The 22,785-nt window shown below is 71.0% G+C and carries 24 protein-coding genes; 12 read left to right on the top strand and 12 right to left on the bottom strand.

The window, feature by feature from the left end:
- The first annotated feature begins 129 nt into the window (after positions 1-129).
- The gene (locus G472_RS0118175; RefSeq protein ID WP_029009507.1) at positions 130-1,953 is read left to right on the top strand and encodes an extracellular solute-binding protein; all 1,824 of its coding nucleotides are present in this window, start codon (positions 130-132) and stop codon (positions 1,951-1,953) included.
- Here G472_RS0118175 and G472_RS34110 read toward each other — a convergent pair.
- Positions 1,914-2,651 (bottom strand): gamma-glutamyl-gamma-aminobutyrate hydrolase family protein, encoded by a 738-nt coding sequence (locus G472_RS34110; RefSeq protein ID WP_051340983.1) that lies wholly within the window; start codon positions 2,649-2,651, stop codon positions 1,914-1,916. The genes G472_RS0118175 and G472_RS34110 overlap by 40 nt on opposite strands.
- A gap of 4 nt (positions 2,652-2,655) precedes the next feature.
- Entirely contained in the window at positions 2,656-3,654 is a 999-nt protein-coding gene (locus G472_RS0118165; protein ID WP_029009506.1) for an amidoligase family protein, read from the bottom strand.
- Positions 3,655-3,768: 114 nt separating this feature from the next.
- Between G472_RS0118165 and G472_RS0118160 the strand changes: the two genes are divergently transcribed.
- The 8 genes from G472_RS0118160 to G472_RS0118125 all read left to right on the top strand — a co-directional run bounded on the left by G472_RS0118160 (position 3,769) and on the right by G472_RS0118125 (position 11,027).
- Positions 3,769-4,368 (top strand): GNAT family N-acetyltransferase, encoded by a 600-nt coding sequence (locus G472_RS0118160; RefSeq protein ID WP_029009505.1) that lies wholly within the window; start codon positions 3,769-3,771, stop codon positions 4,366-4,368.
- Positions 4,368-5,261: a carbon-nitrogen hydrolase family protein gene (locus G472_RS0118155; RefSeq protein WP_029009504.1), complete on the top strand. Its 894-nt coding sequence runs from the start codon at positions 4,368-4,370 to the stop codon at positions 5,259-5,261. The genes G472_RS0118160 and G472_RS0118155 overlap by 1 nt, the downstream gene beginning before the upstream one ends.
- A 129-nt stretch (positions 5,262-5,390) precedes the next feature.
- Positions 5,391-6,449 (top strand): LacI family DNA-binding transcriptional regulator, encoded by a 1,059-nt coding sequence (locus G472_RS0118150; protein ID WP_029009503.1) that lies wholly within the window; start codon positions 5,391-5,393, stop codon positions 6,447-6,449.
- Between the two features lie 5 nt (positions 6,450-6,454).
- Positions 6,455-7,456: an ABC transporter substrate-binding protein gene (locus tag G472_RS0118145; protein ID WP_029009502.1), complete on the top strand. Its 1,002-nt coding sequence runs from the start codon at positions 6,455-6,457 to the stop codon at positions 7,454-7,456.
- Between the two features lie 71 nt (positions 7,457-7,527).
- Entirely contained in the window at positions 7,528-8,349 is an 822-nt protein-coding gene (locus tag G472_RS0118140; RefSeq protein ID WP_029009501.1) for an ABC transporter permease, read from the top strand.
- A gap of 5 nt (positions 8,350-8,354) precedes the next feature.
- Positions 8,355-9,140, top strand: a complete 786-nt coding sequence (locus tag G472_RS0118135; protein ID WP_029009500.1) for an ABC transporter permease — start codon at positions 8,355-8,357, stop codon at positions 9,138-9,140.
- Positions 9,137-10,180, top strand: a complete 1,044-nt coding sequence (locus G472_RS0118130; protein WP_029009499.1) for an ABC transporter ATP-binding protein — start codon at positions 9,137-9,139, stop codon at positions 10,178-10,180. Before G472_RS0118135 ends, G472_RS0118130 begins: the two co-directional genes overlap by 4 nt.
- A 28-nt stretch (positions 10,181-10,208) precedes the next feature.
- Complete coding sequence (locus G472_RS0118125) at positions 10,209-11,027, top strand: phosphodiesterase (RefSeq protein WP_029009498.1); 819 nt, start codon at positions 10,209-10,211, stop codon at positions 11,025-11,027.
- Positions 11,028-11,103: 76 nt separating this feature from the next.
- Here the strand turns inward: G472_RS0118125 and G472_RS0118120 are convergent, their stop codons facing one another.
- The gene (locus G472_RS0118120; protein WP_029009497.1) at positions 11,104-11,343 is read right to left on the bottom strand and encodes a hypothetical protein; all 240 of its coding nucleotides are present in this window, start codon (positions 11,341-11,343) and stop codon (positions 11,104-11,106) included.
- 234 nt (positions 11,344-11,577) lie between these two features.
- Between G472_RS0118120 and G472_RS0118115 the strand changes: the two genes are divergently transcribed.
- The 3 genes from G472_RS0118115 (at position 11,578) to G472_RS0118105 (ending at position 14,178) form a co-directional block, all read left to right on the top strand.
- Positions 11,578-12,534 (top strand): ABC transporter substrate-binding protein, encoded by a 957-nt coding sequence (locus G472_RS0118115; RefSeq protein WP_169732831.1) that lies wholly within the window; start codon positions 11,578-11,580, stop codon positions 12,532-12,534.
- A gap of 63 nt (positions 12,535-12,597) precedes the next feature.
- A complete protein-coding gene (locus G472_RS0118110) occupies positions 12,598-13,386 on the top strand; it encodes an ABC transporter permease (RefSeq protein ID WP_035692920.1) in 789 nt (262 codons plus the stop codon).
- Between the two features lie 3 nt (positions 13,387-13,389).
- Complete coding sequence (locus G472_RS0118105) at positions 13,390-14,178, top strand: ABC transporter ATP-binding protein (RefSeq protein WP_029009494.1); 789 nt, start codon at positions 13,390-13,392, stop codon at positions 14,176-14,178.
- 36 nt (positions 14,179-14,214) lie between these two features.
- Here the strand turns inward: G472_RS0118105 and G472_RS0118100 are convergent, their stop codons facing one another.
- From G472_RS0118100 to G472_RS0118055, 9 genes are all read right to left on the bottom strand, one after another.
- Positions 14,215-15,909: a methyl-accepting chemotaxis protein gene (locus tag G472_RS0118100; protein WP_029009493.1), complete on the bottom strand. Its 1,695-nt coding sequence runs from the start codon at positions 15,907-15,909 to the stop codon at positions 14,215-14,217.
- A gap of 39 nt (positions 15,910-15,948) precedes the next feature.
- Positions 15,949-16,569, bottom strand: coding sequence for an acetate uptake transporter (locus G472_RS0118095; protein ID WP_084536747.1), 621 nt, complete (start codon positions 16,567-16,569; stop codon positions 15,949-15,951).
- A gap of 32 nt (positions 16,570-16,601) precedes the next feature.
- Positions 16,602-17,801: an acetate/propionate family kinase gene (locus G472_RS0118090; protein WP_035692918.1), complete on the bottom strand. Its 1,200-nt coding sequence runs from the start codon at positions 17,799-17,801 to the stop codon at positions 16,602-16,604.
- Positions 17,802-18,088: 287 nt separating this feature from the next.
- The gene (locus G472_RS0118080) at positions 18,089-19,264 is read right to left on the bottom strand and encodes an acetyl-CoA C-acetyltransferase (RefSeq protein ID WP_029009490.1); all 1,176 of its coding nucleotides are present in this window, start codon (positions 19,262-19,264) and stop codon (positions 18,089-18,091) included.
- A 17-nt stretch (positions 19,265-19,281) separates the two neighbouring features.
- Complete coding sequence (locus G472_RS0118075) at positions 19,282-19,524, bottom strand: hypothetical protein (RefSeq protein ID WP_029009489.1); 243 nt, start codon at positions 19,522-19,524, stop codon at positions 19,282-19,284.
- 114 nt (positions 19,525-19,638) lie between these two features.
- Positions 19,639-20,295, bottom strand: a complete 657-nt coding sequence (locus G472_RS0118070; protein WP_029009488.1) for a 3-oxoacid CoA-transferase subunit B — start codon at positions 20,293-20,295, stop codon at positions 19,639-19,641.
- On the bottom strand, positions 20,288-20,950 hold the full coding sequence (locus tag G472_RS0118065; protein ID WP_029009487.1) for a CoA transferase subunit A: 663 nt from the start codon (positions 20,948-20,950) through the stop codon (positions 20,288-20,290). Before G472_RS0118065 ends, G472_RS0118070 begins: the two co-directional genes overlap by 8 nt.
- A gap of 165 nt (positions 20,951-21,115) precedes the next feature.
- A complete protein-coding gene (locus G472_RS0118060; protein ID WP_029009486.1) occupies positions 21,116-21,430 on the bottom strand; it encodes an AtuA-related protein in 315 nt (104 codons plus the stop codon).
- A 1-nt stretch (position 21,431) separates the two neighbouring features.
- The gene (locus G472_RS0118055) at positions 21,432-22,772 is read right to left on the bottom strand and encodes an acyclic terpene utilization AtuA family protein (protein ID WP_029009485.1); all 1,341 of its coding nucleotides are present in this window, start codon (positions 22,770-22,772) and stop codon (positions 21,432-21,434) included.
- Positions 22,773-22,785: the final 13 nt, after the last annotated feature.

The following is a 22,785-nucleotide window of genomic DNA, read 5'->3' as shown; positions in this document are numbered from 1 at the left end:
CTTGGCGCGCGACCGTTCCGGCGGCGGACCCGCCGCACGGGGGCGCACGCGCGCGGAGTTTAGGCGCAAAGGCATAAGGAGTCCAATCCGCTTGCAGCGGTTTTGCTGCGCTGCGACATTTTCCCGGCCATGAGACCGATCCCCGCCGCCCTCCCGGCCCTCCTCGTCCTGCTGCTGACCCTCGGGGCCGGTGCCGCCGAGCCGCGGCACGGCATCGCCATGCACGGCGAACCCAAGTACCCGCCGGACTTCAGCCACTTCGACTACGTCAACCCCGACGCCCCCAAGGGGGGGCGATTGCGGGTGGCGGCGCCCGGCACCTTCGACACGCTGAACCCGCACGTGGTGAAGGGGGTGCCGGCGCGGTGGGTGGGCAGCCCCTACGACACGGCGGGCGGCGTCTTCGAAACGCTGATGGCCCGGGCCTGGGACGAGCCGTTTTCGCTCTATGGCCTGCTGGCCGAAAGCGTGGCGGTGCCGGACGACCGCTCCTCTGCCACCTTCGTCCTGCGGTCCGGGGCGCGCTGGCCCGACGGCACGCCGGTGACCGCCGACGACGTGCTGTTCTCCTTCGACGCCCAGCGCCGCCACGGCAGCCCCAACCGGCGCCTGTACTACGGCCGGGCAACGGCGGAGCGGCTGGACGCACGGACGGTGCGCTTCACCTTCGCGCCCATGCCCGACGGCGCCCTCGACCGGGAGATGGCGCTGCTGATGGGGCTGATGCCGATCCATCAGGAGGCGTGGTGGCAGGGGCGCGACTTCGCCGCCACCACGCTGGAGCCGCCGCCGGGCAGCGGACCCTACCGCATCGCCGCGGTCGATCCCGGCCGGCGCATCGTCTACGAACGGCGGCCCGACTATTGGGGCGCCGACCTGCCGGTGCGGCGGGGCCTCTACAACCCCGACCGCATCGAGGTCGATTACTACCGCGACGACCGCATCGCGCTGGAGGCGTTCAAGGCCGGCGACCTGGACCTGCGGCGCGAGGCCAGCCCCGCCACCTGGGCGGCCGGCTACGCCGGGCCGGCCCTGGCCCGCGGCGCCATGGTGCTGGATCAGTTCCCCCACGGCCGGCCGGAAGCGGCGCGCGGCCTGATCTTCAACACCCGCCGGCCGCCCTTCGACAACGTGCGGGTGCGCGCGGCACTGGGTTACGCCGCCGACTTCGCGTGGATCAACCGCACCCTGTTCCACGGCGGGCTGGACCGCTCCCCCAGCTATTACCCCAACTCCGAGCTGGCGGCGTCGGACGGCCCGCCGGAGGGGGAGGAACTGGCGGTGCTGGAGCCGTTCCGCGACCGCCTGCCGCCCGAGCTGCTCACCCGCCCCTTCCGCCTGCCCGAAACCGATGGCAGCGGTCCGTTCGCCAGCCGGAACAATCAGCGCGAAGCCCTGCGCCTGCTGGCCGAGGCGGGCTGGCGGCTGGAGCGCGGGCGGCTGGTGGATGCGGTCTCCGGCCGTCCCTTCACCTTCGAGATCCTGCTGGGCGATCCCGGCGACGAACGGGTGGCGCTGGAATACGCCCGCGGTCTGGACCGGCTGGGCATCCGCGCCCGGGTCCGTACGGTGGACAGCGCCCAGTTCCAGGGGCGGCTGGATAGTTTTGATTTCGATATGACCGTGCGCTGGTGGGCGTCCAGCCTGTCGCCGGGCAACGAGCAGCTCTACTACTTCGGGTCCGAAGCGGCCGACCAGCCGGGCAGCCGCAACTACGCCGGCATCCGGGACCCCGTGGTGGACGCCATCGCCGGCTCCATCGCCGCGGCGCGCACGCGCGAGGATCTGGTGGCGCGGGTGCGGGCGCTGGACCGCGTGCTGATGTGGGGGCATTACCGGGTGCCCCTGTTCCATCCCTCGGCCGACCGCATCGCCCGATGGTTTCACGTGAAGCATCCGGCCGTCATCCCCCTCTACGGGGCGATGCCGGATGCGTGGTGGGTGGAGCGGTAGGGGGCCTCGCGCCCCGTCAACGCCGTCGCCGTGCCGGCGGCGGCGGCGGCGAGGGTGCGGAACAGGTTCTGCTGGCGGTCGTCGGCCACCAGGTATTCCGGGTGCCACTGCACGCCCAGCCGCAGCGGCGCGCCGGCCGCTTCGGTCGCCTGGACGATGCCGTGGCGGTCGCGGGCGACCACCGCCAGGCCGTCGCCCAGCCGGTCGACCGACTGGTGGTGCAGGGCGTTGACCAGGCACTCCCCAAGGCCCAGCACGCGGTAGAGGCCGCTGTCCGGTTCGATCCACACGCGCTTGCGCGGCAGCACCGTGCGCATGCGCGGCGCCTCCTCGTAGATCGCGTGGATGTCCGTGTGCAGCGAGCCGCCGCGGTGCACGTTGATCATCTGCGAGCCGCGGCAGATGCCCAGCACGGGCAGGCCCAGCCGTTCGGCGACGTCCAGTGCGGCCAGCTCCAGCCGGTCGCGCGCGGGGTCGATGCGCACCTGCGGATCGGCCCCGGCGCCGTAGAGGCCGGCGTCGATGTCGTCGCCGCCGCCCACCACCAGCCCGTCCAGCCGCTCGATCGGATAAGGCCGGTTCGCCGTGATCCGCACCGCCCGGGCACCGGCCCGCCACAGGGCCAGCCGGTTGGCCCACCAGGCGGCGCGGCTGCCGTGGATCGAGGCGGTGACGCCGATGAGCGGACGCGCCGCCATGGCCCTAACCCGCCGGGGAGGCGAGCCGGCGCCCCGTTTCCGCCGCCCAGCCGGCCAGCCGGCCCTCGGCGGCGTGGCGGCGGTAGTCGCGGCCCAGCCCGTCCAGCCGCTCGCGGTCGGCTGCCAGCTCCTCCACCACCACCCAGCGATTCCATTCCGTCACCAGCGACCACCGGGGATCGCCGATGCGGGCGTTGGGCAGGCGGTAATGGAAGGTGGGGCGGGCGCGCACATGGGGGTCGCTGACCCTGGCGAACAGCACCTCCGGCGCCAGGTGGGCGAACAGGGGGAAGAGGTCCAGCTCGCGGTTGCGCGTGGGGTTGGCGTCCAGGTAGTCGGCCACCAGCCCCGGCAGGTCGGGCCGGTAGGCGGGGTCCACCACGGTGGCGGCGTAGTCCGCCGGGAAGGCGGCGACGAAGCCGCTGAGACGCCGGGTCGGGTCGACGCGGATGCCGGCGCGCAGCCACGGCCCCAGCAGAAGGAACGCTTTGAGGTGGTCGAGCACGTAGTCGGCGCCGGTGTCCGCCACCTCGGGGTTGAAGTGCAGGCCGAAGGCGAACAGCGGGCTCGCCTCCGTCCCCGCGGCGCCGGCGGCGCGCAGGGCGTGGACCAGCGCGTCCAGCTCGCCCAGCCGCTCCATGGGGATGGGCGGGGCGGCGATCTCGAACGGCATGACCAGGCTGCCGATGCTGCCCCACAGCGGGCGCAGCCGGTCGAGTACGGCGTCCAGCGCGGCGTCCAGGGTGTCGGGCATCGCCGGCGGCGCGTCCGGCTTCTTGTGGGCGGCCTGCATGTCCAGCTCCACCGCGAAGTCGCCCAGCCGGGTGCCGAACACCCGGCAGCGGTGGGGATTCTCGGACGCGACGGTGCCGCCGTACAGGGAGCGCACGGTCCGGGCGGCGGCCGGCGCATCCAGGTTCGCGAACTCCAGCTCCACGCCGACGCGGCGCGGCGAGCCGTCGGGAGCGGTGCGGCGAGGGGGCATGCGGAGGGTGGTGTCCATGGCCTGTCAACAACACCGGCCGGCGGGGCCGGTTCCGTACGCGCCCTTGACCGTCCGCCATCCCCTGCCTACGAAGGATCGTGACCGCGAACCGGAGGACGAGGGAGGACCGGCATGGCCGACGCCCTGCGCATCGAACCCCTGACCGGCGACGCCCTGCGCCGGCACCTGGCGGACCTGGCGGATCTGCGCATCGCCGTGTTCCGCGCCTTCCCCTACCTGTACGAGGGGTCACGGGCGTACGAGGAGCGCTACCTCGCCACCTACGCCGACGCGCCGGGCAGCGTCATCGTCGGCGCCCGCGACGGCGACCGGCTGGTGGGGGCGGCGACCGGGCTGCCGCTGCGCCATGAACCCGACACGGTGACCCGGCCGCTGGCCGACGCCGGGCTGGACGTCGGACGCGTCTTCTATTACGGCGAGTCCGTGCTGCTGCCGGACTACCGCGGCCGCGGCGTCGGCGTGCGCTTCTTCACGGAGCGGGAGGCGCACGCCCGGCGCCTCGGCGGCTTCGACCATGCGGTGTTCTGCGCCGTCGACCGCCCGGACGACCATCCCCGCCGTCCCGCCGGCCACGTCCCCCTGGACGGGTTCTGGCGCAACCGCGGCTTCCGGCCGCTGCCGGGGGTGACCTGCCGCTTCTCCTGGCGCGACCTCGACGAGGACGGCGAGAGCGAAAAGCTCATGCGCTTCTGGATCAAGGACCTGGCGTGATGGCCCGGCTGCGCGTCGCCGCCGCCCAGTACCCGCCGGAGCGCGTCGCCTCCCCGGACGCCTGGCGGGCCAGGGCCGAACGCTGGGTGGCCGAGGCCGCCGGCAACGGGGCGGAGCTGCTGGTCTTCCCCGAATACGGAGCCATGGAGCTGACGGCGACGGCCGGCGCCGACGGCGACCTCGCCGCCCAGACCGCCGCCCTGCAGCCCCTGGTGCCGCTGGTGTTCGGGACGTTCGCCGATCTCGCCCGGCGCCACGGGGTGTGGGTGCTGGCGCCGGGCGTGCCGGTGCGGCGGCCCGACGGCCGCTTGCGCAACGTCTCCCGCCTGATCGCGCCCGACGGCCGCGCCGGCGAGCAGGAAAAGCTGGTCCCCACCCGCTTCGAGCGCGAGCACTGGGACCTCGGCGGTGGCGACGCCGTGCGCGTCTTTGGCACGCCGTGGGGGCGGTTGGGGGTGTGCATCTGCTACGACGCCGAGTTTCCTCTGATCGCGCGCGCCCAGGCGGAGGCCGGGGCGGTGCTGCTGCTGGTGCCGAGCTGCACCGACACGGCGGCCGGCTGGCACCGCGTGCGCGTCGGCGCCGCCGCGCGGGCGCTGGAGAACCAGTGCTTCGTGGTGCAGTCCCCGACGGTGGGCGCGGCCCCCTGGTGCCCGGCCATCGACGTCAACGTCGGCGCCGCCGCCGTCTACGCCCCGCCGGACGTGGGCATGCCCGACGACGGCGTGGTGGCCATCGGCACCATGAACGAGCCCGGCTGGCTCTACGCCGACCTCGACCTCGCCGCCGTGGAGCGGGTGCGCCGTGAGGGCCAGGTGCTCAACCTGCGCCACTGGCCGGACCACGCGCGGCCGGGGCCGGCGGAGGTGCGGGAGTTGACGGCGCCGATCTGACGGCCGGACGCCGTCCCGCCCGCATTTTCCGGTCCTGTAAACGTTTCCAAATGTCATGGAAACGTTTACAGGCCGTCATGAAGCTGCAACGGGTCCGGCGCATCATCCCCCGCGAACGGGGGAGGCGGCATGGCGAAGGCGGTGACCATACGCGACGTGGCGGAGAGGGCGGGCGTGTCCATCGCCACCGTGTCGCGGGTGCTGAACGGCGCCGGCACCGCCGCGCCGGACACGGCGGAGCGGGTGCGCACCGCGGTGGCGGAGCTGGGCTTCCGGCCCAACCGCATCGGCAGCAGCCTGAAGGCCGCCCGCACCCGCACCCTGGGTGTGGTGATCCCGTCGCTGTCCAACCCGGTGTTCGCCGACAGCGTGGCCGGCGTGCAGGACGCGGCGGCCGATGCCGGCTACTCGCTGCTGATCGCCTCCACCGACTACGATCCCGGGCGCGAGGCGCAGGCGGTGGAAAGCCTGCTGTCGCACCGGGTCGAAGGGCTGGTGCTGACGGTCGCCGACGCCGACGGCAGCGCGGTGCTGGACACGCTGGATGCCGCCGATCTGCCCTATGTCCTTGTCTACAACCAGCCGCGGGCGAGCGGTCGCCCCTTCGTGTCGGTGGACAACGTGGCGGCGGCGCGCACCATGGTGGAGCGCATGATCGCGCTGGGCCACACGCGCATCGGCATGGTAGCCGGCCGCTTCCGCCAGTCCGACCGCTCGCGCCTGCGCCATGACGGCTACCGCGCCGCACTGGACACCGCCGGCCTCGCCCCCGGACCGCTGATCGAGGTGGACTTCGCCGACGCCGCGCCGGAGCGGCGGCTGGCCGTCCGCCTGGACGGGCCCGACCGGCCGACCGCGCTGTTCGGCTCCAACGATCTGGTGGCGCTGGCGACGGTGCGGGCACTGCGCGACCTGGGGCTGGCGGTGCCGGCGGACGTGTCGGTCACCGGCTTCGACGGCATCGCGGTGGGCGCGCTGGTGTCCCCCGCCCTGACCACCCTGGTGCAGCCCGCCCGCGCCATGGGCGCGCGGGCCATGCAGGATCTGCTCGCCCATCTGGCCGGTGGTCCACGCCCCGGACAGGTGACCTTGCCCTTCTCCGTCCGCACGGGGGAGACGCTGGGGCCCGCCCCCGCCCTCCGCACGTCCGGACCCGACCTCACGTCCCAACCCGACGCAAGGATATGATCGCCATGCTGAAGCACCTCTTCCTTGGCGCGGCGGCCCTGCTGGCCGTCGCTGTGTCCCCGGCCGCGGCGCAGACCGCCATCTGCTACAACTGCCCGCCGGAATGGGCGGACTGGGCCTCCCAGCTCCGCGCCATCAAGCAGGACACCGGCGTCACCGTCCCGCACGACAACAAGAACTCCGGCCAGTCGCTGGCGGCCCTGATCGCCGAAAAAGCCAATCCGGTGGCCGACGTGGTCTATCTGGGCGGGCCGTTCGGCATCCAGGCCAAGGCGGCGGGCGTTACCGCCCCCTATCGGCCGGCCAACTGGGACGAGGTCCCGGCCGACATGAAGGACCCCGACGGCCACTGGGTCACCATCCACTCCGGCACGCTGGGCTTCTTCGTCAACCGCGACGCCCTGGGCGGCAAGCCGGTGCCGCAGTCCTGGGCCGATCTGCTGAAGCCCGATTACGCCGGCATGGTGGGCTATCTGGACCCGACCAGCGCGGCCGTCGGCTATGTCGGCGCGGTCGCCGTCAATCTGGCGCTGGGCGGCGACTACGACAGTTTCGACAAGGCCATCGGCTGGTTCCGGGACCTGCACCGGAACAGCCCGATCGTGCCGAAGCAGACCTCCTACGCCCGCGTCCTGTCGGGCGAGATCCCGATCCTGCTCGACTATGATTTCAACGCGTACCGCGCCATGCACACCGACAAGGCGCCGGTGGAATTCGTCATCCCGGCCGAGGGCACGGTGGCTGTGCCCTATGTGATGGCGCTGGTCGCCAATGGCCCGAATCCGGACCACGGGAAGACGGTGCTGGACTTCGTGCTGTCCGACAAGGGGCAGGGGCTGTGGGCCAACGCCTTCATGCGCCCGGTGCGCGCCGGCGCCATGGCGCCGGACCTGGCCGCGAAGTTCCTGCCGGCCGCCGACTATGCCCGCGCGCGTGCCGTGGACCTCGACCGCATGGCCGCGGCGCAGAAGGGCTTCACCGACCGCTATCTGGCGGACGTGAACTGACCGCTGCCGTCCTCCCGTCCCCCGCGGCGGCGCCGCGGGGGCCCCTGTCCGGAACCGTCCCCGCGACCGCCATGCACCGCCGCGACCCCTTCACCCTGGCCCTGCTGATCGCCCCCGCCGCGGTGGTGTTCGGCGCCTTCTTCCTGCTGCCGCTGGCCGAGCTGTTCGTGATCGGCGGCAGCGGGCCGCAGGGCTGGGCCGCCTATGCCTCCGTGGTCACCAACCCGCGCCATCTTCAGAGCCTGGTCTCCACCGTGACCCTGTCGGCCGGGGTCACCGCCGCGACGCTCGCGATTTCCACCGTGTCGGGGCTGTTCCTGGTGCGCAACCGCTTTCCCGGGCGGGCGCTGCTGCTGGCCATGCTGACCTTTCCGCTGGCCTTTCCCGGCGTGGTCGTCGGTTTCATGGTGATCATGCTGGCCGGGCGCCAGGGCCTGATCGGCGAGGCGACCCACGCGCTGACCGGCGGGCGGGTGGTCTTCGCCTATTCCATGGCCGGGCTGTTCCTCGGCTACATCTACTTCTCGATCCCGCGGGTGATCCTGACGGTCATGGCCGCGGCGGAGAAGCTGGACCCGCAACTGGAGGAGGCGGCGCGTTCCCTGGGCGCGCGGCCGTGGCAGGTGGTGGCCCATGTGGTGCTGCCGGCGCTGAAGCCCGCCTTCCTGTCGGCCGGCGCCATCTGCTTCGCCACCGCCATGGGCGCCTTCGGCACCGCCTTCACCCTCGCCACCCGGATCAACGTGCTGCCCATGGTCATCTACACGGAATTCACACTTCAGGCGAACATCGCCATGGCCGCGGCGCTCAGCTTCGTGCTGGGGCTGGTCACCTGGGCGGCGCTGGCGCTGGCGCGCAGCTTCGCCGGCTCCACCGTCGCGGCGGCGGGGTGACGGCGATGCGGCGCTACGGACCCGCCTTCTGGGCGCAGCTTTCCTTCACGCTGCTGGTGTGCGCGCTGCTGGTCGTCCCGGTGGTGCTGTCCATGGCGGCGGGGTTGACCGTCAACTACTTCGTCGGCATCCGCAGCGGGCTGACGCTGCGCTGGGTGGCGGAGGTGTGGGCGCTCTACGCCGACACCATCCGGCTGTCGCTGGGCATCGCCGTCGCCTGCCTCGCCTGCACGCTGGTGCTGGGGGTGCCGGCGGCCTATGTGCTGGCGCGGGCGAAGGGGCCGGTGGCCCGCGCCATCGAGGAGTTGCTGGTCATGCCCGTGGCGGTGCCCGGCCTCGCCACCGCCCTGGCGCTGATCGTCACCTACGGCGGTGCGGGCGATTTCCGGCGGAGCTGGCTCTTCATCCTGGTGGGGCATGTGCTGTTCACGCTGCCTTTCATGGTGCGCGCCGTGCTGGCGGTGATGACGTCCATCGATCTGAAGACGCTGGAGGAGGGGGCGGCCAGCCTGGGGGCCTCCTTTGTCCAGCGCTTCTTTCAGGTCGTCGTGCCGAACTGCGCTTCGGGCATCCTGGCCGGCTCGCTGATGGTGTTCACCCTGTCGGTGGGCGAATTCAACCTGACCTGGCTGCTGCACACGCCGCTGACCAAGACGCTGCCCGTCGGCCTGGCCGACAGCTACGCCTCCATGCGGATCGAGATCGGCAGCGCCTACACCCTGGTGTTCTTCCTGATGATCATCCCCAGCCTGATCCTGCTCCAGCTCCTCGGCCGCCGGGGGCGCCGATGAGCGGGAGTTTCCATCTGGACGGCGTGCCCATCCGGCTGGAGGGCTGCGCCCGGACCTACGACGGCGGCGTGCGCGCGCTGGAACCCCTGGACCTGTCCATCGCCGGCGGCGAGACGGTGGTGTTCCTGGGACCGTCCGGCTGCGGCAAGACCACCACGCTGCGCCTGATCGCCGGATTGGAAAGCCCCGACCCCGGCGGGCGCGTGTGGTTCGGCGACGACGACGTGACCCGCCTGCCCATCGAGCGGCGCAACGTCGGCATGGTGTTCCAGAGCTACGCCCTGTTCCCCAACATGAGCGTTGCCGACAACGTCGCCTACGGCCTGCGGGTGCGCGGGGTGGCGACGGCGGAGCGGCGCCGCCGGGCCGGGGAGATGCTGGAACTGATGCGCATCGGCGACCTCGCCGGGCGCCGCATCGACCAGCTGTCCGGCGGCCAGCGGCAGCGGGTGGCGCTGGCCCGCGCCCTGGTGGTGCGCCCGCGCGTGCTGTTGCTGGACGAGCCGCTGACGGCGCTGGACGCCAAGCTGCGCGACAGCCTGCGGCTGGAGATCGACCGCCTGCTGCGCACGCTGGGGGTGACCGCCGTCTACGTCACCCACGACCAGGCGGAGGCGATGGCGCTGGGCGACCGCATCGTGGTGATGGCCAGGGGCCGCGTCGCCCAGGTGGGCACCCCGCGCGAGATCTATTACCGTCCGGCGGATGCCTTCGTGGCGGAGTTCGTCGGCACCATGAACCGCCTGCACGGGCAGGCGGCCGACGGGATGCTGGCGCTGGGCGGGGCGGCGCTGCCGTGGGCCGGCCCGGCCGGCCCTGCCGAGGTGCTGGTCCGGCCGGAGGACGTGGCGCTGGCGGACGCGGACGCGCACCTGCGCGGGAGCGTCGCCGCGGCCGTCTTCCTGGGCGATCGCACCCGCGTGGTGGTGGAGACCGCCTGCGGCCACACCCTGACGGTGGACGCCGCCGGGCGTGCCGCCGTCGCGCGGGGCGACACCGTCGGCCTGCGCCTCGACCCCGCCCGTTTCCTCTCGCTCTGAGCGCCATCACCCTGACCGGCGGACCCGAATGCTCATCGCCCAGCTCACCGATACCCACATCAAGCCGCGCGGCCGGCTCGCTTACCGGCAGGTGGACACCGCCGCCTGTCTGGAACGCGCCGTCGCCGCAGTCAATGCGCTCGACCCGCGGCCCGACGTGGTGCTGTTCACCGGCGACCTGGTGGACGCCGGCCGGCCGGAGGAATACGGCCTCTTCCGCGACCTGACCGGGCCGCTGAAAGCGCCGGCCATTCTCGTCCCCGGCAACCACGACGACCGCGGCGCGATGGTCGCGGCATGGCCGGACGATCCCCGCCTGCCGCGCGACGGCGGCTTTCTCCACCACACGGTGGAGGATTGGCCGGTGCGGCTGGTGGTCCTCGACACGGTGGAGCCCGGCTCGGGCGCCGGGCGGCTGTGCGCCGAGCGGCTGGCCTGGCTCGACGCCCGCCTGTCGGAGCAGCCCGACCGTCCCACCGTGCTGGCGCTGCACCACCCGCCGTTCGCCACGGGCATCGCGCACATGGACCGCATCGGGCTGGCCGGGGCCGACGCCCTGGCCACGGTGGTGCGCCGCCACCCGCAGGTGGAACGCGCGCTGGCCGGCCACCTGCACCGTCCGATCCTGGCCCGCTGGGCCGGCACCGTCGCGTCCACCGCGCCGTCGGTGGCCCATCAGGTGGCCCTGGACCTGCGCCCCGACGGGCCGTCCGCCTTCGTCATGGAGCCGCCCGGCTTCCAGCTCCACCTGTGGCGGGACGGTGAGGGGATCGTCAGCCACACCGCGGTGATCGGTGCCTTCGACGGACCCTACCCGTTCTTCGACGGTGACCGCCTGATCGACTGATGGCGGAGGCGCCCTATCAATTTGATCAGCGATCGGATTCGCGCGTCAAATCGGTTCCGATGTCACGCGATCCGGGCTAGCGCCGCCAGGGCAGGCGGCGCCAGAAGGGGGCGGCGCGTTCCTCTTCGTCCTTCTCGGCCAGCCAGGCGTCGGCCAGCTCGCGGACCTGCCAGTTGCCGAGGAAGCGGTCGCAGTCCACGGCGGCGTACAACCGCACCCGGTCCTTGCCCAGGCGTTCGAAGTACTGGAGCGTGCGCCGGCGATCGTCGTCGCTGAGGGGCCGGACCGTTCCGCTCCGATGCAGCTGCTGGGTCAATCCGCCTGCCTCCCGTCGCTGGTCCCAACATATGGTAAGGCGAGCACCGAATATAGGGATGCCGCCGGGTGCAGTGCAACGGCGCGCGACCGGGCGGGCCTTCCAAGGGGGCGGCAAAGCGGTCAATATGGGCGATCCGGAGCCGGACCGCGCGGCACCTGTGGCGCCATGCCACAGCGGCGGGACCGACCCCAAGTCCGTGACGCACGACGTCGCACACAGGGAGTCAGGGATATGAGCATGAGGAGTTGGGTGCTGGGGACGCTGGTGGGGGCGCTGGCGGGGCTGGGCGCCGCGACGGCCGGCGCGCAGGAGACCACCAGGCTGACCATCGCCATGAGCGGCTGGACCGGCTTCGCGCCGCTGACGCTGGCCAGGGACACCGGCCTGTTCGAGAAGCGCGGCCTGCAGGTGGAGATCAAAAAGATGCCCGTCTCCAACCGCCACCAGGCGATGGTCGCGGGCGAGGTGGACGCCATCGCCACCACCGTGGACACCCACATGGTGTACGCCTCGTCCGGCGTGCCGGTGCAGCAGGTGCTGGTGCTCGACAGCTCCCATGGCGGCGACGGCATTGCGGTGCGCGGGGCCATCGCGAAGGTGGAGGACCTGAAGGGCAAGTCCATCGCCGTGGAGACCGGCGGCGTGCCGCAGTTCTGGCTGGCCTACGTTCTGAAGAAGAACGGCATGGCCCTGGCCGACGTGCAGCAGACCAACCTGTCGCCCAAGGACGCCGCCGCCGCCTTTGTGGCCGGCCAGACCGACGTGGCGGTGACGTACGAGCCGTACCTGTCCAACGTGCGCAACGCCGACGGCAAGGTTCTGGTCACGTCGGACCAGACGCCGGGTGTCATCATCGACACCCTGGCCTTCCAGCCCGCCTACATCGAGAAGAACCCCAAGGTGGTGCAGGCGGTGATCGACGCCTGGTTCGAGGCGCTGGAGGTCATCAAGGCCGACCCGCAGGCCGCCTACGCGGTGATGGGCAAGGATGTCAACCAGTCGGCCGAGCAGTTCGCCGCCTCGGCGAAGAACGTGCGCTGGTACGATAAGGAGATGAACCGGGCCTATTTCGCCGACACCATGACGCCGTTCCTGGCGGAGGTGCGCGACGTCATGCTGGAATCCCGGCTGATCCGCCGCGCCCCGCAGGATCTGGCCGTGATGGCCAATCCCGCCTTCGTCCGGTAACGTTCCGGCCGCCCGCGCCGGCGCGGGCGGCCGTTCCCTTCCCGCTATCCACGGATCCCCGTCATGGACGGCCTGTTCGCGCCGCTGAAGCCGGTGCCGCCGGGGCTGCGCCCGGTTCTCGGCATCCTCTGTTTCGTTCTTTTCTTCCTGGGCTGGGGGATCGTCACCTACGGCGGTTTCGTGCAGCCCCTGTTCCTGGCCTCCCCTGGCGAGACGCTGCTGAAGGGCGGCGAGCTGTTCGTCGAGTACGGCTTCGCCGGGGACGTGCTGGTGACCGTGTGGCGGGTGTTCGCCGGTTTCGCGCTGGCAGCGCTGCTGGCGGTGCCGCTGGGCATCCTGATGGGGGCGTTCAAGCCGGTGGAGGCGTTCTTCTCCGGCTTCGTCTCCTTCGCCCGCTACCTGCCGGCGTCGGCCTTCATTCCGCTGCTGATCCTGTGGGCGGGGGTGGGGGAGCTGCAGAAGATCCTGGTGATCTTCATCGGCTCGGTCTTCCAGATCGTCATCATGATCGCCGTCATCGTCGGGTCCGTGCGCACCGACCTGGTGGAGGCCGCCTACACCCTGGGCGCCTCGCGGCGCGGCGTGGTGCTGCGGGTGCTGCTGCCCGCCGCAGCACCGCAGATGGCCGAGTCGCTGCGCCTGGTGCTGGGATGGGCCTGGACCTACGTGATCGTCGCCGAACTGGTCGGCGCCTCGGCCGGCATCGGCCACATGATCATCGAGGCGCAGCGCTTCCTCGACACCGGGCAGATGATCTTCGGAATCTTCATCATCGGCATGATCGGCCTGATCACCGATGTCCTGTTCCAGGCGGCCAACGCCCGCCTGTTCCCCTGGGCGAAGGGACGCTGAGCGATGAGCCGACTGTCCATCCGCGGCATCGAGAAGACCTTCCCCGGCCGCCGCCGCGCCGCGCCGACGCGCGCGCTGGAGCCCACAGACCTGGAGGTCCGCGACAACGACTTCATCACCATCCTGGGCCCCTCGGGGTGCGGCAAGTCCACGCTGCTGCGCGTCGTCGCCGGGCTGGAGACGCCCACCGCCGGCACCGTCACCCTGGACGGCCGGCCGGTCACCCGGCCGGGTCCGGACCGCGGCATGGTGTTCCAGTCCTACACCCTGTTCCCCTGGCTGAGCGTGCGCGACAACGTCTGCTTCGGCCTGCGCGAGCGCGGCGTGCCGCGGGCCGAGCAGTTGGCGATCGCCGACCGCTATCTGGCGCAGGTCGGGCTCAAGGGTTTCGAGAACCACCAGCCCAGCCAGTTGTCCGGCGGCATGCAGCAGCGCACGGCGCTGGCGCGGGCGCTGGCCAACGATCCGGGGGTGCTGCTGCTGGACGAGCCGTTCGGCGCGCTCGACCACCAGACGCGCGAACTGATGCAGGAGCTGCTGCTGGGCATCTGGGAGCAGCACCGCAAGACCGTGCTGTTCGTCACCCACGACATCGACGAGGCGATCTTCATGGCCAGCCGCGTCGTCGTGATGTCCGCGCGGCCCGGCCGCATCAAGTGCGACATCGCCATCGACCTGCCGCACCCCCGGTCCTACAAGGTCAAGACCAGCGCCGCCTTCGCCGCCTACAAGGAGCGGCTGACCGAAGAGATCCGGGTCGAAACCATCAAGACGCTGAACATGGAAGCGTAACGCGCGGTCAGGACGGTCCTGACCGCGCGGTGTGATCTAGCTGGCGCGCACGCGCTCCATGAAGTGGTTCACCTCGCGACGGAGCGATTCGGTGTCGACGGAGAGATGGCGAACGAACTCCAGCACCTCGTAGGAGACTTCGCCGCTCCGGACCACGGCGGTGTTCACATCGACGATGTTGCCGGAAACCTCTCGTGTGCCGTGCGCCGCCTGCTGGACGTTGCGGCTGATCTCCCGGGTGGCCGCACCCTGCTCCTCGACGGCCGACGCGATGGAGGCGGAGACCTCGTTGATCCGGGCGATGATGCGGGTGACCCCGCCTATTTCCTGCACCGCCTCTTCCGTCACCGCCTGGATGCCGGCAACCTGGGCGGCGATGTCCTCGGTCGCCTTGGCCGTCTGGTTCGCCAGCGCCTTCACCTCGCTGGCGACGACGGCAAAGCCTTTGCCGGCCTCGCCGGCCCGGGCCGCCTCGATGGTGGCGTTCAGGGCCAGCAGGTTGGTCTGCCCGGCGATGGAGTTGATCAGATCGACGACCGCACCGATGCGCCCGACCGCGGTGGCGAGGCCGGTCACCTTGCCGGTGGCGCGCTCGGCGACGCCGACCGCCTCGTGGGCGATCTGCGAGGACCGGCCAACCTGACTGCCGATCTCCGCGATGGAACTCGACAACTCCTCGGTGGCCGACGCGACCGTCTGCACATTGGCCGAGGTCTGTTCGGTCGCCGTGGCGACGTTGCCCGCGAGATGGCCGGCCTTGTCGGCGATGCGGGTCAGGCCCTGAGCGCGTTCCTCCATGACCCCGGCTTGCTCCGCGACGGCCCGGATCATGCCGCCGACCGTTTGCTCGAAGGTGTCGGCCAGGGCGGACATGGCCCGGCGCTTGTCCTCCTCGGCGAGGCGGGCCAGTTCGGCCTGACGGGCTTCCAGGTCGGCCTTGGCCTCCGCCTGCTCCTTGAACACCTTGAGCGCTCGCGCCATGCCGCCGATCTCGTTCCGCCGCTCCGCCTCGGGGAAGGAGACGGAATGATCGCCGTCCGCCAGCGCCGCCATCTTGTTCCGCAAGACCTCAAGCGAGCCGACGATGCTGCGGTTGATCAGGAAGGCCGCTAATAAGAGGATAGAGACAAGAACGGCTGCCGTCGTGCCCAGCTCGGTCATGAACTTGTAGTAGGATGCGTCGATATCGTCGGTGTAGACGCCGGAGCCGATGATGAGGTCAAGCGGCTGGTAGCGCTGCACGTAGTTGGTCTTCTCCAGCGGCACGTCGGAACCCAGCTTCGGCCATTGATAGCGGATGATGGCGCTGTCCTGCCGCTGCATGGTGTCGACGATCTCGCGAACGAAATACTTCCCCGCCTTGTCCTGGAGGTGGGTGCGGTCGCTGCCCACGACCTTCGGATTGGACGGGTTCGCCACCGCGACACCCCTCATGTCGTAGGCGAACAGGTAGTCGGCGCCGCCGTTGTAATGCATGCCGTGCACCGCGTTGCGGAAGCGCGTCAGCGCCTCGTCCCGCGTGATGGCGTTCGCCTCGACCTCGGCGTTGAGGGTCTTCGCGAATCCGGCGGCCATTTCCACCACGGAACGAATGGTCGAGACGCGGTCTTCGACCATTCTTTGATAGGTGAAGGTGCTGCTGACGCCGATGACGGTCAGAGGCGCCAGCAACGAGACGGCCACCAGAGCGGACAGCTTGATGCGGATGGAGACGTTTCTCAGTAAGTGCATGGCAGGATTCCCCGGTTGATGGAACGCTGTATTCGGCAGTCAAGGGATGAGCGGTTTTCCCATCGGCAGGACGTCGCGCCCGAAGACATCCGCGAATATGGCGTGCGCCATTCCGTAGAGCGCCAGACCGGCGCAGAGCATCAGTTCGTAGCCCGCGACAACCGTAAATGCCGGGGACACGAAGTGCGCCAGATCAAGCAGGATGAAGCCGATCAGAAGTGTGACGAAAACCAATCCCAGAACCGTGCTGATCCGCAGGGCGCCGAAGGTCATCACGGCGGTGTAGATGGTCCAGGCCACCAGATACCAGCCGACATCCGTTTCGGTCACCGTGAACAGTCCCGTGGCATTGCCGATCTGCATCAGGGCAAGGGCGATCCAGAAGCAACCGTAGGCGGTGAAGGCGCTGTAGCCGAAGTTGTTGCCGGCCTTCATTTCCTGGAGACCGGCGACGAGCTGGGCGCCGCCGCCGAAGACGAGTCCCAGCCAGACCACCGGGCCGATGCCGACCCAGCCGACGTTGTGGAATTGCAGGAGCAGGGTGGAGAGACCGAACCCGGCAAGCCCGACGACGGCGGGGTTGCCGGGTTTGCGCGCCGGTTCAGACGGAGCGGCGATCGGTTCCGCCAAGCGGTGGCCGGTGGGCGAGGGTGCGTACATCAGGTTTCCTGTGATCGAGAAGGCCGGGCGCGTCAGGGTGCCGGCGCGTTGAGCAGATCAAGGGTGTGGGACGCGATCATGCGCTCCTCGTCGGTGGGGATGACGAACACGGGGATGCGGCTGTCCGGGGCGGAGATGCGCGTCGCCTTGGCCCGGTTCGCCGCGTCGTCGAGCGACACGCCGAGCCAGCCCAGCTTCGCCGCCACCCGGGCCCGCACCGGCGCCGAATGCTCGCCGACACCGGCCGTGAACACCACCGCGTCCAGCCCGCCCATGGATGCCGCCATCGCCGCCGTCTGCTTGGCGACGCCGTGGCAGAACAACTCGACCGCCTCCGCCGCCTCCGGGGCGTCGGAGTTCAGGAGGTCGCGCATGTCGTTGGAGATGCCCGATACACCCAGCAGCCCCGACCGCTTGTACAGCAGAGCCTCCAGCTCGTCGGCTCCCATCCCCTTCTCGCGCATCAGGTAGATCAGCGCCCCCGGATCGAGGGTGCCCGGCCGCGTGCCCATCGGCACCCCGTCCAGCGCCGTGAAGCCCATGGTGGTGTCCCGGCTCTTGCCCGCCTGCATGGCGCAGAGACTGGCACCGCTGCCCAGATGGCACACGACCACCCGTGCGTCGGCCAGCTCCGCCGCCACCTGCGGCAGGCGCCGGGCAATGTACTCGTAGCTCAGACCGTGGAAGCCGTAGCGCCGCACGCCCTCGCGGGTGAGGTCCCGCGGGATCGCGAAGGTCTGCGCCTGCCAGGGCTGCGTCCGGTGGAAGGCCGTGTCGAAGCACGCCACCTGCGGCAGCTCCGGGTACACCGCGGCCAGCGCCCGGATGGCCGCCAGATTGTGCGGCTGGTGCAGCGGTGCCAGCGGCACCAGCGCCTCCAGCTCGGCGAGCACCGCCGGTGTGATGCGCACCGGTGCCGCGAAGCGGGTGCCGCCGTGCACCACCCGGTGCCCCGCCGCCGCCAGCGCGGCGCCCTCCGGGCGCTGCTCCAGCCAGTCCAGCAGGAAGCGCAGCAGCTCCGACCGGTCGACCGACCGGCCCCCGGACCAGGAATGCCCGGCCGCGGCACGACCGGCGGCATCCCTCGCCTCGAACCCGGGCCCGGTGCCGATGCCCTGGATCTGGCCGGTGATCACGGCCTCCGGATCGGCCGTGCCGTTGCCGTGAAAGACGGAGAACTTCAGGCTCGACGAGCCGGCGTTGATGATCAGGTACGCCTTGCGTGCGGACATGGCGGGGCTCCTCACTCGGCGGCCACGGCGAGCGCCGGACCGGCGCTTTGGTCGATCCGGATCGCGTCGAACGTGACGTTCTCGATGGCGCTCGAAGTGGCGCCGACTTCACCATTGGCTTGCATTGCGAGACGCTCCGATCGGGGGGATCCCGGCCGGGTTCCCGGCGCCGTCCGATCCCTCTGCGCCACGGCCGGTCACCGGCCGCGCACCGTTGTCGATTGCGCCGAGAACCGGGGGATTGCGTGCCTCCCCCGGTTCTCGTCCATGGCCCGTCGGGCCGGCGTTCAGTCCCTCTCGACGCAAAGGGCGACGCCCATGCCGCCGCCGATGCACAGCGTGCACAGGCCCCGTTTGGCACCGCGCCGCTGCATCTCGAAGATCAGGGTCGTCAGGATCCGCGCGCCGGATGCGCCGATGGGATGCCCCAGCGCAATGGCGCCGCCGTTCACGTTGACCCTGGCCGGGTCCCAGCCCATCTCCCGGTTGACGGCCAGCGCCTGCGCGGCGAACGCCTCGTTCGCCTCGATCAGGTCGAGGTCTTCGACCGTCCAGCCCGCCTTGCGCAGAGCGAGGCGGGAGGCCGGGATCGGGCCGGTGCCCATGATCGCCGGATCGACACCGGCGGTCGCCCGGGAAACGATGCGGGCGAGCGGGGCGACGCCGCGCCGGGCGGCGTTGTCGGCGCTCATCAGCACCAGCGCCGCGGCACCGTCGTTGATGCCCGAGGCATTGCCGGCGGTCACCGTGCCGTCCGCGGCGAAGGCCGGGCGCAGCTTGGTCAGCGACTCGAAGGTGGTGCCGAACTTCGGGTGCTCGTCGGCATCGACGATCACGTCGCCCTTGCGGCCCTTGATGGTGACCGGAACGATCTCGTCCCTGAACCGGCCGGCGGTGATGGCCAGCTCGGCCTTCCGCTGCGAGGCGAGCGCGAAGGCGTCCTGCTCCTCGCGGGTCAGGGTCAGGGAGCGCGCCACGTTCTCGGCCGTGGTGCCCATGTGATAGCCGTGGAACGCCTCCCACAGGCCATCCCTGATCATGGTGTCGAGGATCTCGGCCGAGCCCATCTTCGTGCCGCCGCGCAGGTGCATGGCGTGCGGGGACCGGCTCATGCTCTCCTGGCCGCCCACCACCATCACCTCGGCGTCCCCTTGACGGATGGCCTGATAGCCGAGGGCCACCGCACGCAGCCCGGACCCGCAGACCTGATTGATCCCGAAGGCGCTGCTCTCCACCGGGATGCCGGCGTTCACCGCGGCTTGCCGGGCCGGGTTCTGCCCCTGTCCCGCGGTCAGAACCTGGCCGAGGATGACCTCGTCGACGTCGCCAGGATCGGTGTTCGCGCGCCTCAGCGCCTCGCGTATGGCAATGGCACCCAGCGCATGCGCCGGAACGGAACTCAGGCCCCCATTGAACGCGCCGATCGGCGTGCGGGCGGCGCCGGCGATCACGACGGCAGTCATGGCTCTGCTCTCTTTCCTCAAGCGGCGGATTGCCGGGCGGCGTCAAGGCCGCTGGTCACGGCGGTGACCACGCCGGCGCCGGGCGCGTGGATGCGGTTCACCTCGTTGAAGGCACGGACCTGCGCCCGGCTGACGTGGGCGAAATGCTCCGCCGCCGATGCGGCGATCGTCTCGGCCGTGGCGGGCCCGTTGGCCGGAACCTCCACGGAGATCCGGAACGCGACCGGCACGGTCACGGTGATGATGGTGGATGCGGACATGGGAGGGAGTCCTTGTTCAGGCGTCGGGAGAGCCGATGCGCTGCGAGCGCACGCGTGCGGCACGGGGGCCCGATCCGGGGTGCCCGGATCGGGTGCCGGCCACGGGAAGGGGGGTCAGGCCGTGATGGGCATGACCGGCACGTCGGGCGGGACGATCAGCGTGGCCTCGGTGGCCGCCAGGACGTCGCGGACCGTGATGCCCGGCGCGGTTTCCTTCAGCACCAGGCCGTCCGCCGTCGGTTCGATGACGGCCATGTCGGTGACCACGAGATCGACCCGGCGCACCGACGTGAGCGGCAGTGTGCAGCGCTTCATGATCTTCGGCTCGCCCCTGGCCGTGTGGGTCATGGCGACGATCACCCGCCTGGCGCCCGAGACGAGATCCATCGCGCCGCCCATGCCGGGCACCATCTTTCCGGGCACCATCCAGTTGGCGAGCTGCCCCTGCTCGTCCACCTGCAGGCCGCCCAGAACCGTCACGTCCAGGTGCCCGCCGCGGATCAGGCCGAACGACAGGGCGCTGTCGAAGGCCGCCGCACCGGGAACGGCGCCGATCGGGCTGCCGCCGGCGTCGGTCAGGTCGTTCCAGGCGACGCCCTCGTGCGGAAGAGCCTGCATGCCGATGATGCCGTTCTCGGACTGGAAGAACACATCGATGCCGGGGGGCAGGTGACGCGCCACCAGGGTCGGCAGCCCGATCCCCAGATTGGCCAGGTCACCGTCCCGGAACTCCAGCGCCACGCGCCGGGCGATCAGCGTCTTTTCATCCATGGGACCGCTCCTTGCCGACCAGATGGTCGACCAGCACGTTGGGCACACCGACCGAGTCGGGGGGGATGACGCCGACGGGCACGATGTTCTCGGCCTCCGCGATGACGGCCGCGGCCGCCATCGCCATCAGCGGGTTGAAGTTGCGCGAGGTCAGAGCGAATTCGAGGTTGCCGAGGTAATCGGCGCGCCAGGCGTTGATCAGCGCGAAGTCGGCCTTCAGCGGCAGTTCCAGCAGGAAGCTGCGGCCGTCGATCTCGATCGTGCGCTTGCCGTCCGCCACCACGGTGCCGACGCCGGTCGGCGTGAGCACGCCGCCCAGGCCGAAGCCGGCGGCGCGGATGCGCTCGGCCAGCGTGCCCTGCGGCACCAGTTCCACCTCGGTCTCGCCGGCGATCATCTGACGCTGCGTCTCGGGGTTGGTGCCGATGTGGCTGGTGATCACCCGGCGCACCATCCGCGCCGCGATGAGCTTGCCGATCCCGACCCCCGGGCGGGCGGTGTCGTTGCCGATCACCGTCAGCTCGCGCTTTCCCTGGCGGACGAGTTCGTCGATGAGGCCGGGCGGGGTGCCGGCTCCCATGAACCCCCCGATCATCAGGACCGCGCCGTCGGGAATGCGGGAGACGGCGTCGGTCAGTTTGACCACTTTCTTCATGACCGATCCTCGTTCGCGCGCCGGACCGCTTCGAGCGCATCGATGCGGGGGCCGCTGCATTTGATGCCGTGCGATTGCCTGCCGGGCAGAGGCACGGCCGGTTGTGCGTCCTGTGACGACCGTCCGGGCGGTGCGGGCGCCGCGCCCGCACCGCGTCCGAAAGCCTCAGGCCGCCCCGTCCGGGATCTCCAGGTCCAGCAGCGCCGATGCCAGGCACTTGCCGTGGGCGTCGAGCGCCAGCGAGCGGGTCACGCCGCCGCCCAGCGCCTTCTGCATCACGAAGTTCAGGGCGCCGATGCTCGGGATCGCGTAGCGGACGACGTCGCCATGGACGACCCCGGCGAAGTGCTCCTTCACCCGTTCCGGGGTGACGTACGCCGCGATGCGCGGGAAGTCCTTCTCGTCGAAGGCGATGACGGAGATGTTGGAGATGTCGCCCTTGTCGCCGGTGCGCGAGTGGGCGATGTCGCGGAGTTTCATGTCATGCCTCCAGGAATTCGACGGCGGGCTTCGCCAGGGTGCGGGGCAGGAGCGCCGACAGCATGGCGACGACCTCCCTGGCCGACTTGGTGGCGCCGCCGCCGCTGGCCGGGCCGTTGGTGTAGAGGGTCTCCACCTCGTTGCCGACGCGCACCGCCTCCTTCAGGGAGTCGGCCCGCCCGGTGACCCGCACGCGCACTTCGTACGGTTCGGGAGCGGCGGCGGCGACGCGGTCGCCATGGATGGAATCCACGCCGATCAGGTCGAAGCGCAGTTCGGTGGTCTGAACGGCGGTGAGCGCCAGCCGCTCGCGGACGATCGCGAGCGCCAGCCGCCCGCGCTCCACCGCGCCCGGTCCGGCGTAGGAGATCTGCCCCTCGCCGATGTAGCTGTCGATGTAGCCCACCGACACCTTGAGCGTCTCCGGCCGGGCGCGCCCGGTGCCGCCGGAGACCCGCACCCGATCGGTGCCGACCTGCTCGAAGGTGACGTGCGAGAAGTCGGCCACCACGTCAGGGGTGAGGTAGGTGGACGGGTCGTGGATCTCGTAGAGCAACTGTTCCTTGCAGGTGGCGGTGGTCACCGCGCCGCCGGAGCCCTCGACCTTGGTGATGACGGCGCTGCCGTCCTCGGACACCTCGGCGATGGGGAAGCCCAGACGGGCCAGCGCGGCCACATCCTTGACGCCGGGGTCGGCGAAATAGCCGCCGGTGATCTGGCCGGCGCACTCCAGCAGATGGCCGACGACGGTGCCCTTGCCGAGGCGGTCCCAGTCGTCCATCGCCCAGCCGAACGCGTGGATCTGCGGCGCCAGGAACAGCGCCGGATCGGCGACCCGGCCGGTGATGACGACGTCGGCCCCGTTCCTCAGCGCCTCGACGATGGGGGCGGCGCCGAGATAGGCGTTGGCCGACACCAGCGTGTTGGCCATCGACGCCACCGGGGCACCGGTTTCCTCGATGCGGTGGTCGCCGGCCTTGAGCGTCTCCAGAACGTCGTCGCCGGACACCGCGGCGATCTTCAGGTTCCGCAGCCCGAGGGACCGGGCGATCTCCCGGACCCTGGCGGCGCCGGCCGCGGGGTTCGCGGCGCCCATGTTGGTGATGATCCGGATGCCCTTGTCATGGCACAGGCGCAGCACGGCGTGCATGCGGTCGGCCAGCAGCGGGTCGTAGCCCTTGGCCGGGTCCTTCAGCTTGGCCTGCTGGGCGATGGCGATGGTGCGTTCGGCCAGGCATTCGAAGACGAGGTATTGGATGTCGCCACTCTCGGCGAGTTCGACTGCCGGCTCGATGCGGTCGCCCGAGTAGCCGGCGCCCGATCCGATGCGAATGGTTTTCATGGTGGCAATCCCC

Source organism: Azospirillum halopraeferens DSM 3675 (assembly GCF_000429625.1).
In the GTDB taxonomy this organism is placed as follows: Bacteria; Pseudomonadota; Alphaproteobacteria; order Azospirillales; family Azospirillaceae; genus Azospirillum; species Azospirillum halopraeferens.
The sequence above is the reverse complement of the archived record's forward strand: the minus strand, read 5'-3'. Positions and strand labels throughout refer to the sequence as shown.

Coding starts and splice junctions, on each gene's coding strand:
- G472_RS0118065 (WP_029009487.1), bottom strand. CDS start 20,950: ATGAAGAAAGTGGTCAAACTGACCGACGCCGTCTCCCGCATTCCCGAC.
- G472_RS0118110 (WP_035692920.1), top strand. CDS start 12,598: ATGGACGGCCTGTTCGCGCCGCTGAAGCCGGTGCCGCCGGGGCTGCGC.
- G472_RS0118060 (WP_029009486.1), bottom strand. CDS start 21,430: ATGAAACTCCGCGACATCGCCCACTCGCGCACCGGCGACAAGGGCGAC.
- G472_RS0118075 (WP_029009489.1), bottom strand. CDS start 19,524: ATGTCCGCATCCACCATCATCACCGTGACCGTGCCGGTCGCGTTCCGG.
- G472_RS0118165 (WP_029009506.1), bottom strand. CDS start 3,654: ATGGACACCACCCTCCGCATGCCCCCTCGCCGCACCGCTCCCGACGGC.
- G472_RS0118070 (WP_029009488.1), bottom strand. CDS start 20,295: ATGGATGAAAAGACGCTGATCGCCCGGCGCGTGGCGCTGGAGTTCCGG.
- G472_RS0118105 (WP_029009494.1), top strand. CDS start 13,390: ATGAGCCGACTGTCCATCCGCGGCATCGAGAAGACCTTCCCCGGCCGC.
- G472_RS0118135 (WP_029009500.1), top strand. CDS start 8,355: ATGCGGCGCTACGGACCCGCCTTCTGGGCGCAGCTTTCCTTCACGCTG.
- G472_RS0118095 (WP_084536747.1), bottom strand. CDS start 16,569: ATGTACGCACCCTCGCCCACCGGCCACCGCTTGGCGGAACCGATCGCC.
- G472_RS0118155 (WP_029009504.1), top strand. CDS start 4,368: ATGGCCCGGCTGCGCGTCGCCGCCGCCCAGTACCCGCCGGAGCGCGTC.
- G472_RS0118160 (WP_029009505.1), top strand. CDS start 3,769: ATGGCCGACGCCCTGCGCATCGAACCCCTGACCGGCGACGCCCTGCGC.
- G472_RS0118130 (WP_029009499.1), top strand. CDS start 9,137: ATGAGCGGGAGTTTCCATCTGGACGGCGTGCCCATCCGGCTGGAGGGC.
- G472_RS0118125 (WP_029009498.1), top strand. CDS start 10,209: ATGCTCATCGCCCAGCTCACCGATACCCACATCAAGCCGCGCGGCCGG.
- G472_RS0118055 (WP_029009485.1), bottom strand. CDS start 22,772: ATGAAAACCATTCGCATCGGATCGGGCGCCGGCTACTCGGGCGACCGC.
- G472_RS0118175 (WP_029009507.1), top strand. CDS start 130: ATGAGACCGATCCCCGCCGCCCTCCCGGCCCTCCTCGTCCTGCTGCTG.
- G472_RS0118145 (WP_029009502.1), top strand. CDS start 6,455: ATGCTGAAGCACCTCTTCCTTGGCGCGGCGGCCCTGCTGGCCGTCGCT.
- G472_RS0118150 (WP_029009503.1), top strand. CDS start 5,391: ATGGCGAAGGCGGTGACCATACGCGACGTGGCGGAGAGGGCGGGCGTG.
- G472_RS0118090 (WP_035692918.1), bottom strand. CDS start 17,801: ATGTCCGCACGCAAGGCGTACCTGATCATCAACGCCGGCTCGTCGAGC.
- G472_RS0118100 (WP_029009493.1), bottom strand. CDS start 15,909: ATGCACTTACTGAGAAACGTCTCCATCCGCATCAAGCTGTCCGCTCTG.
- G472_RS34110 (WP_051340983.1), bottom strand. CDS start 2,651: ATGGCGGCGCGTCCGCTCATCGGCGTCACCGCCTCGATCCACGGCAGC.
- G472_RS0118080 (WP_029009490.1), bottom strand. CDS start 19,264: ATGACTGCCGTCGTGATCGCCGGCGCCGCCCGCACGCCGATCGGCGCG.
- G472_RS0118140 (WP_029009501.1), top strand. CDS start 7,528: ATGCACCGCCGCGACCCCTTCACCCTGGCCCTGCTGATCGCCCCCGCC.
- G472_RS0118115 (WP_169732831.1), top strand. CDS start 11,578: ATGAGCATGAGGAGTTGGGTGCTGGGGACGCTGGTGGGGGCGCTGGCG.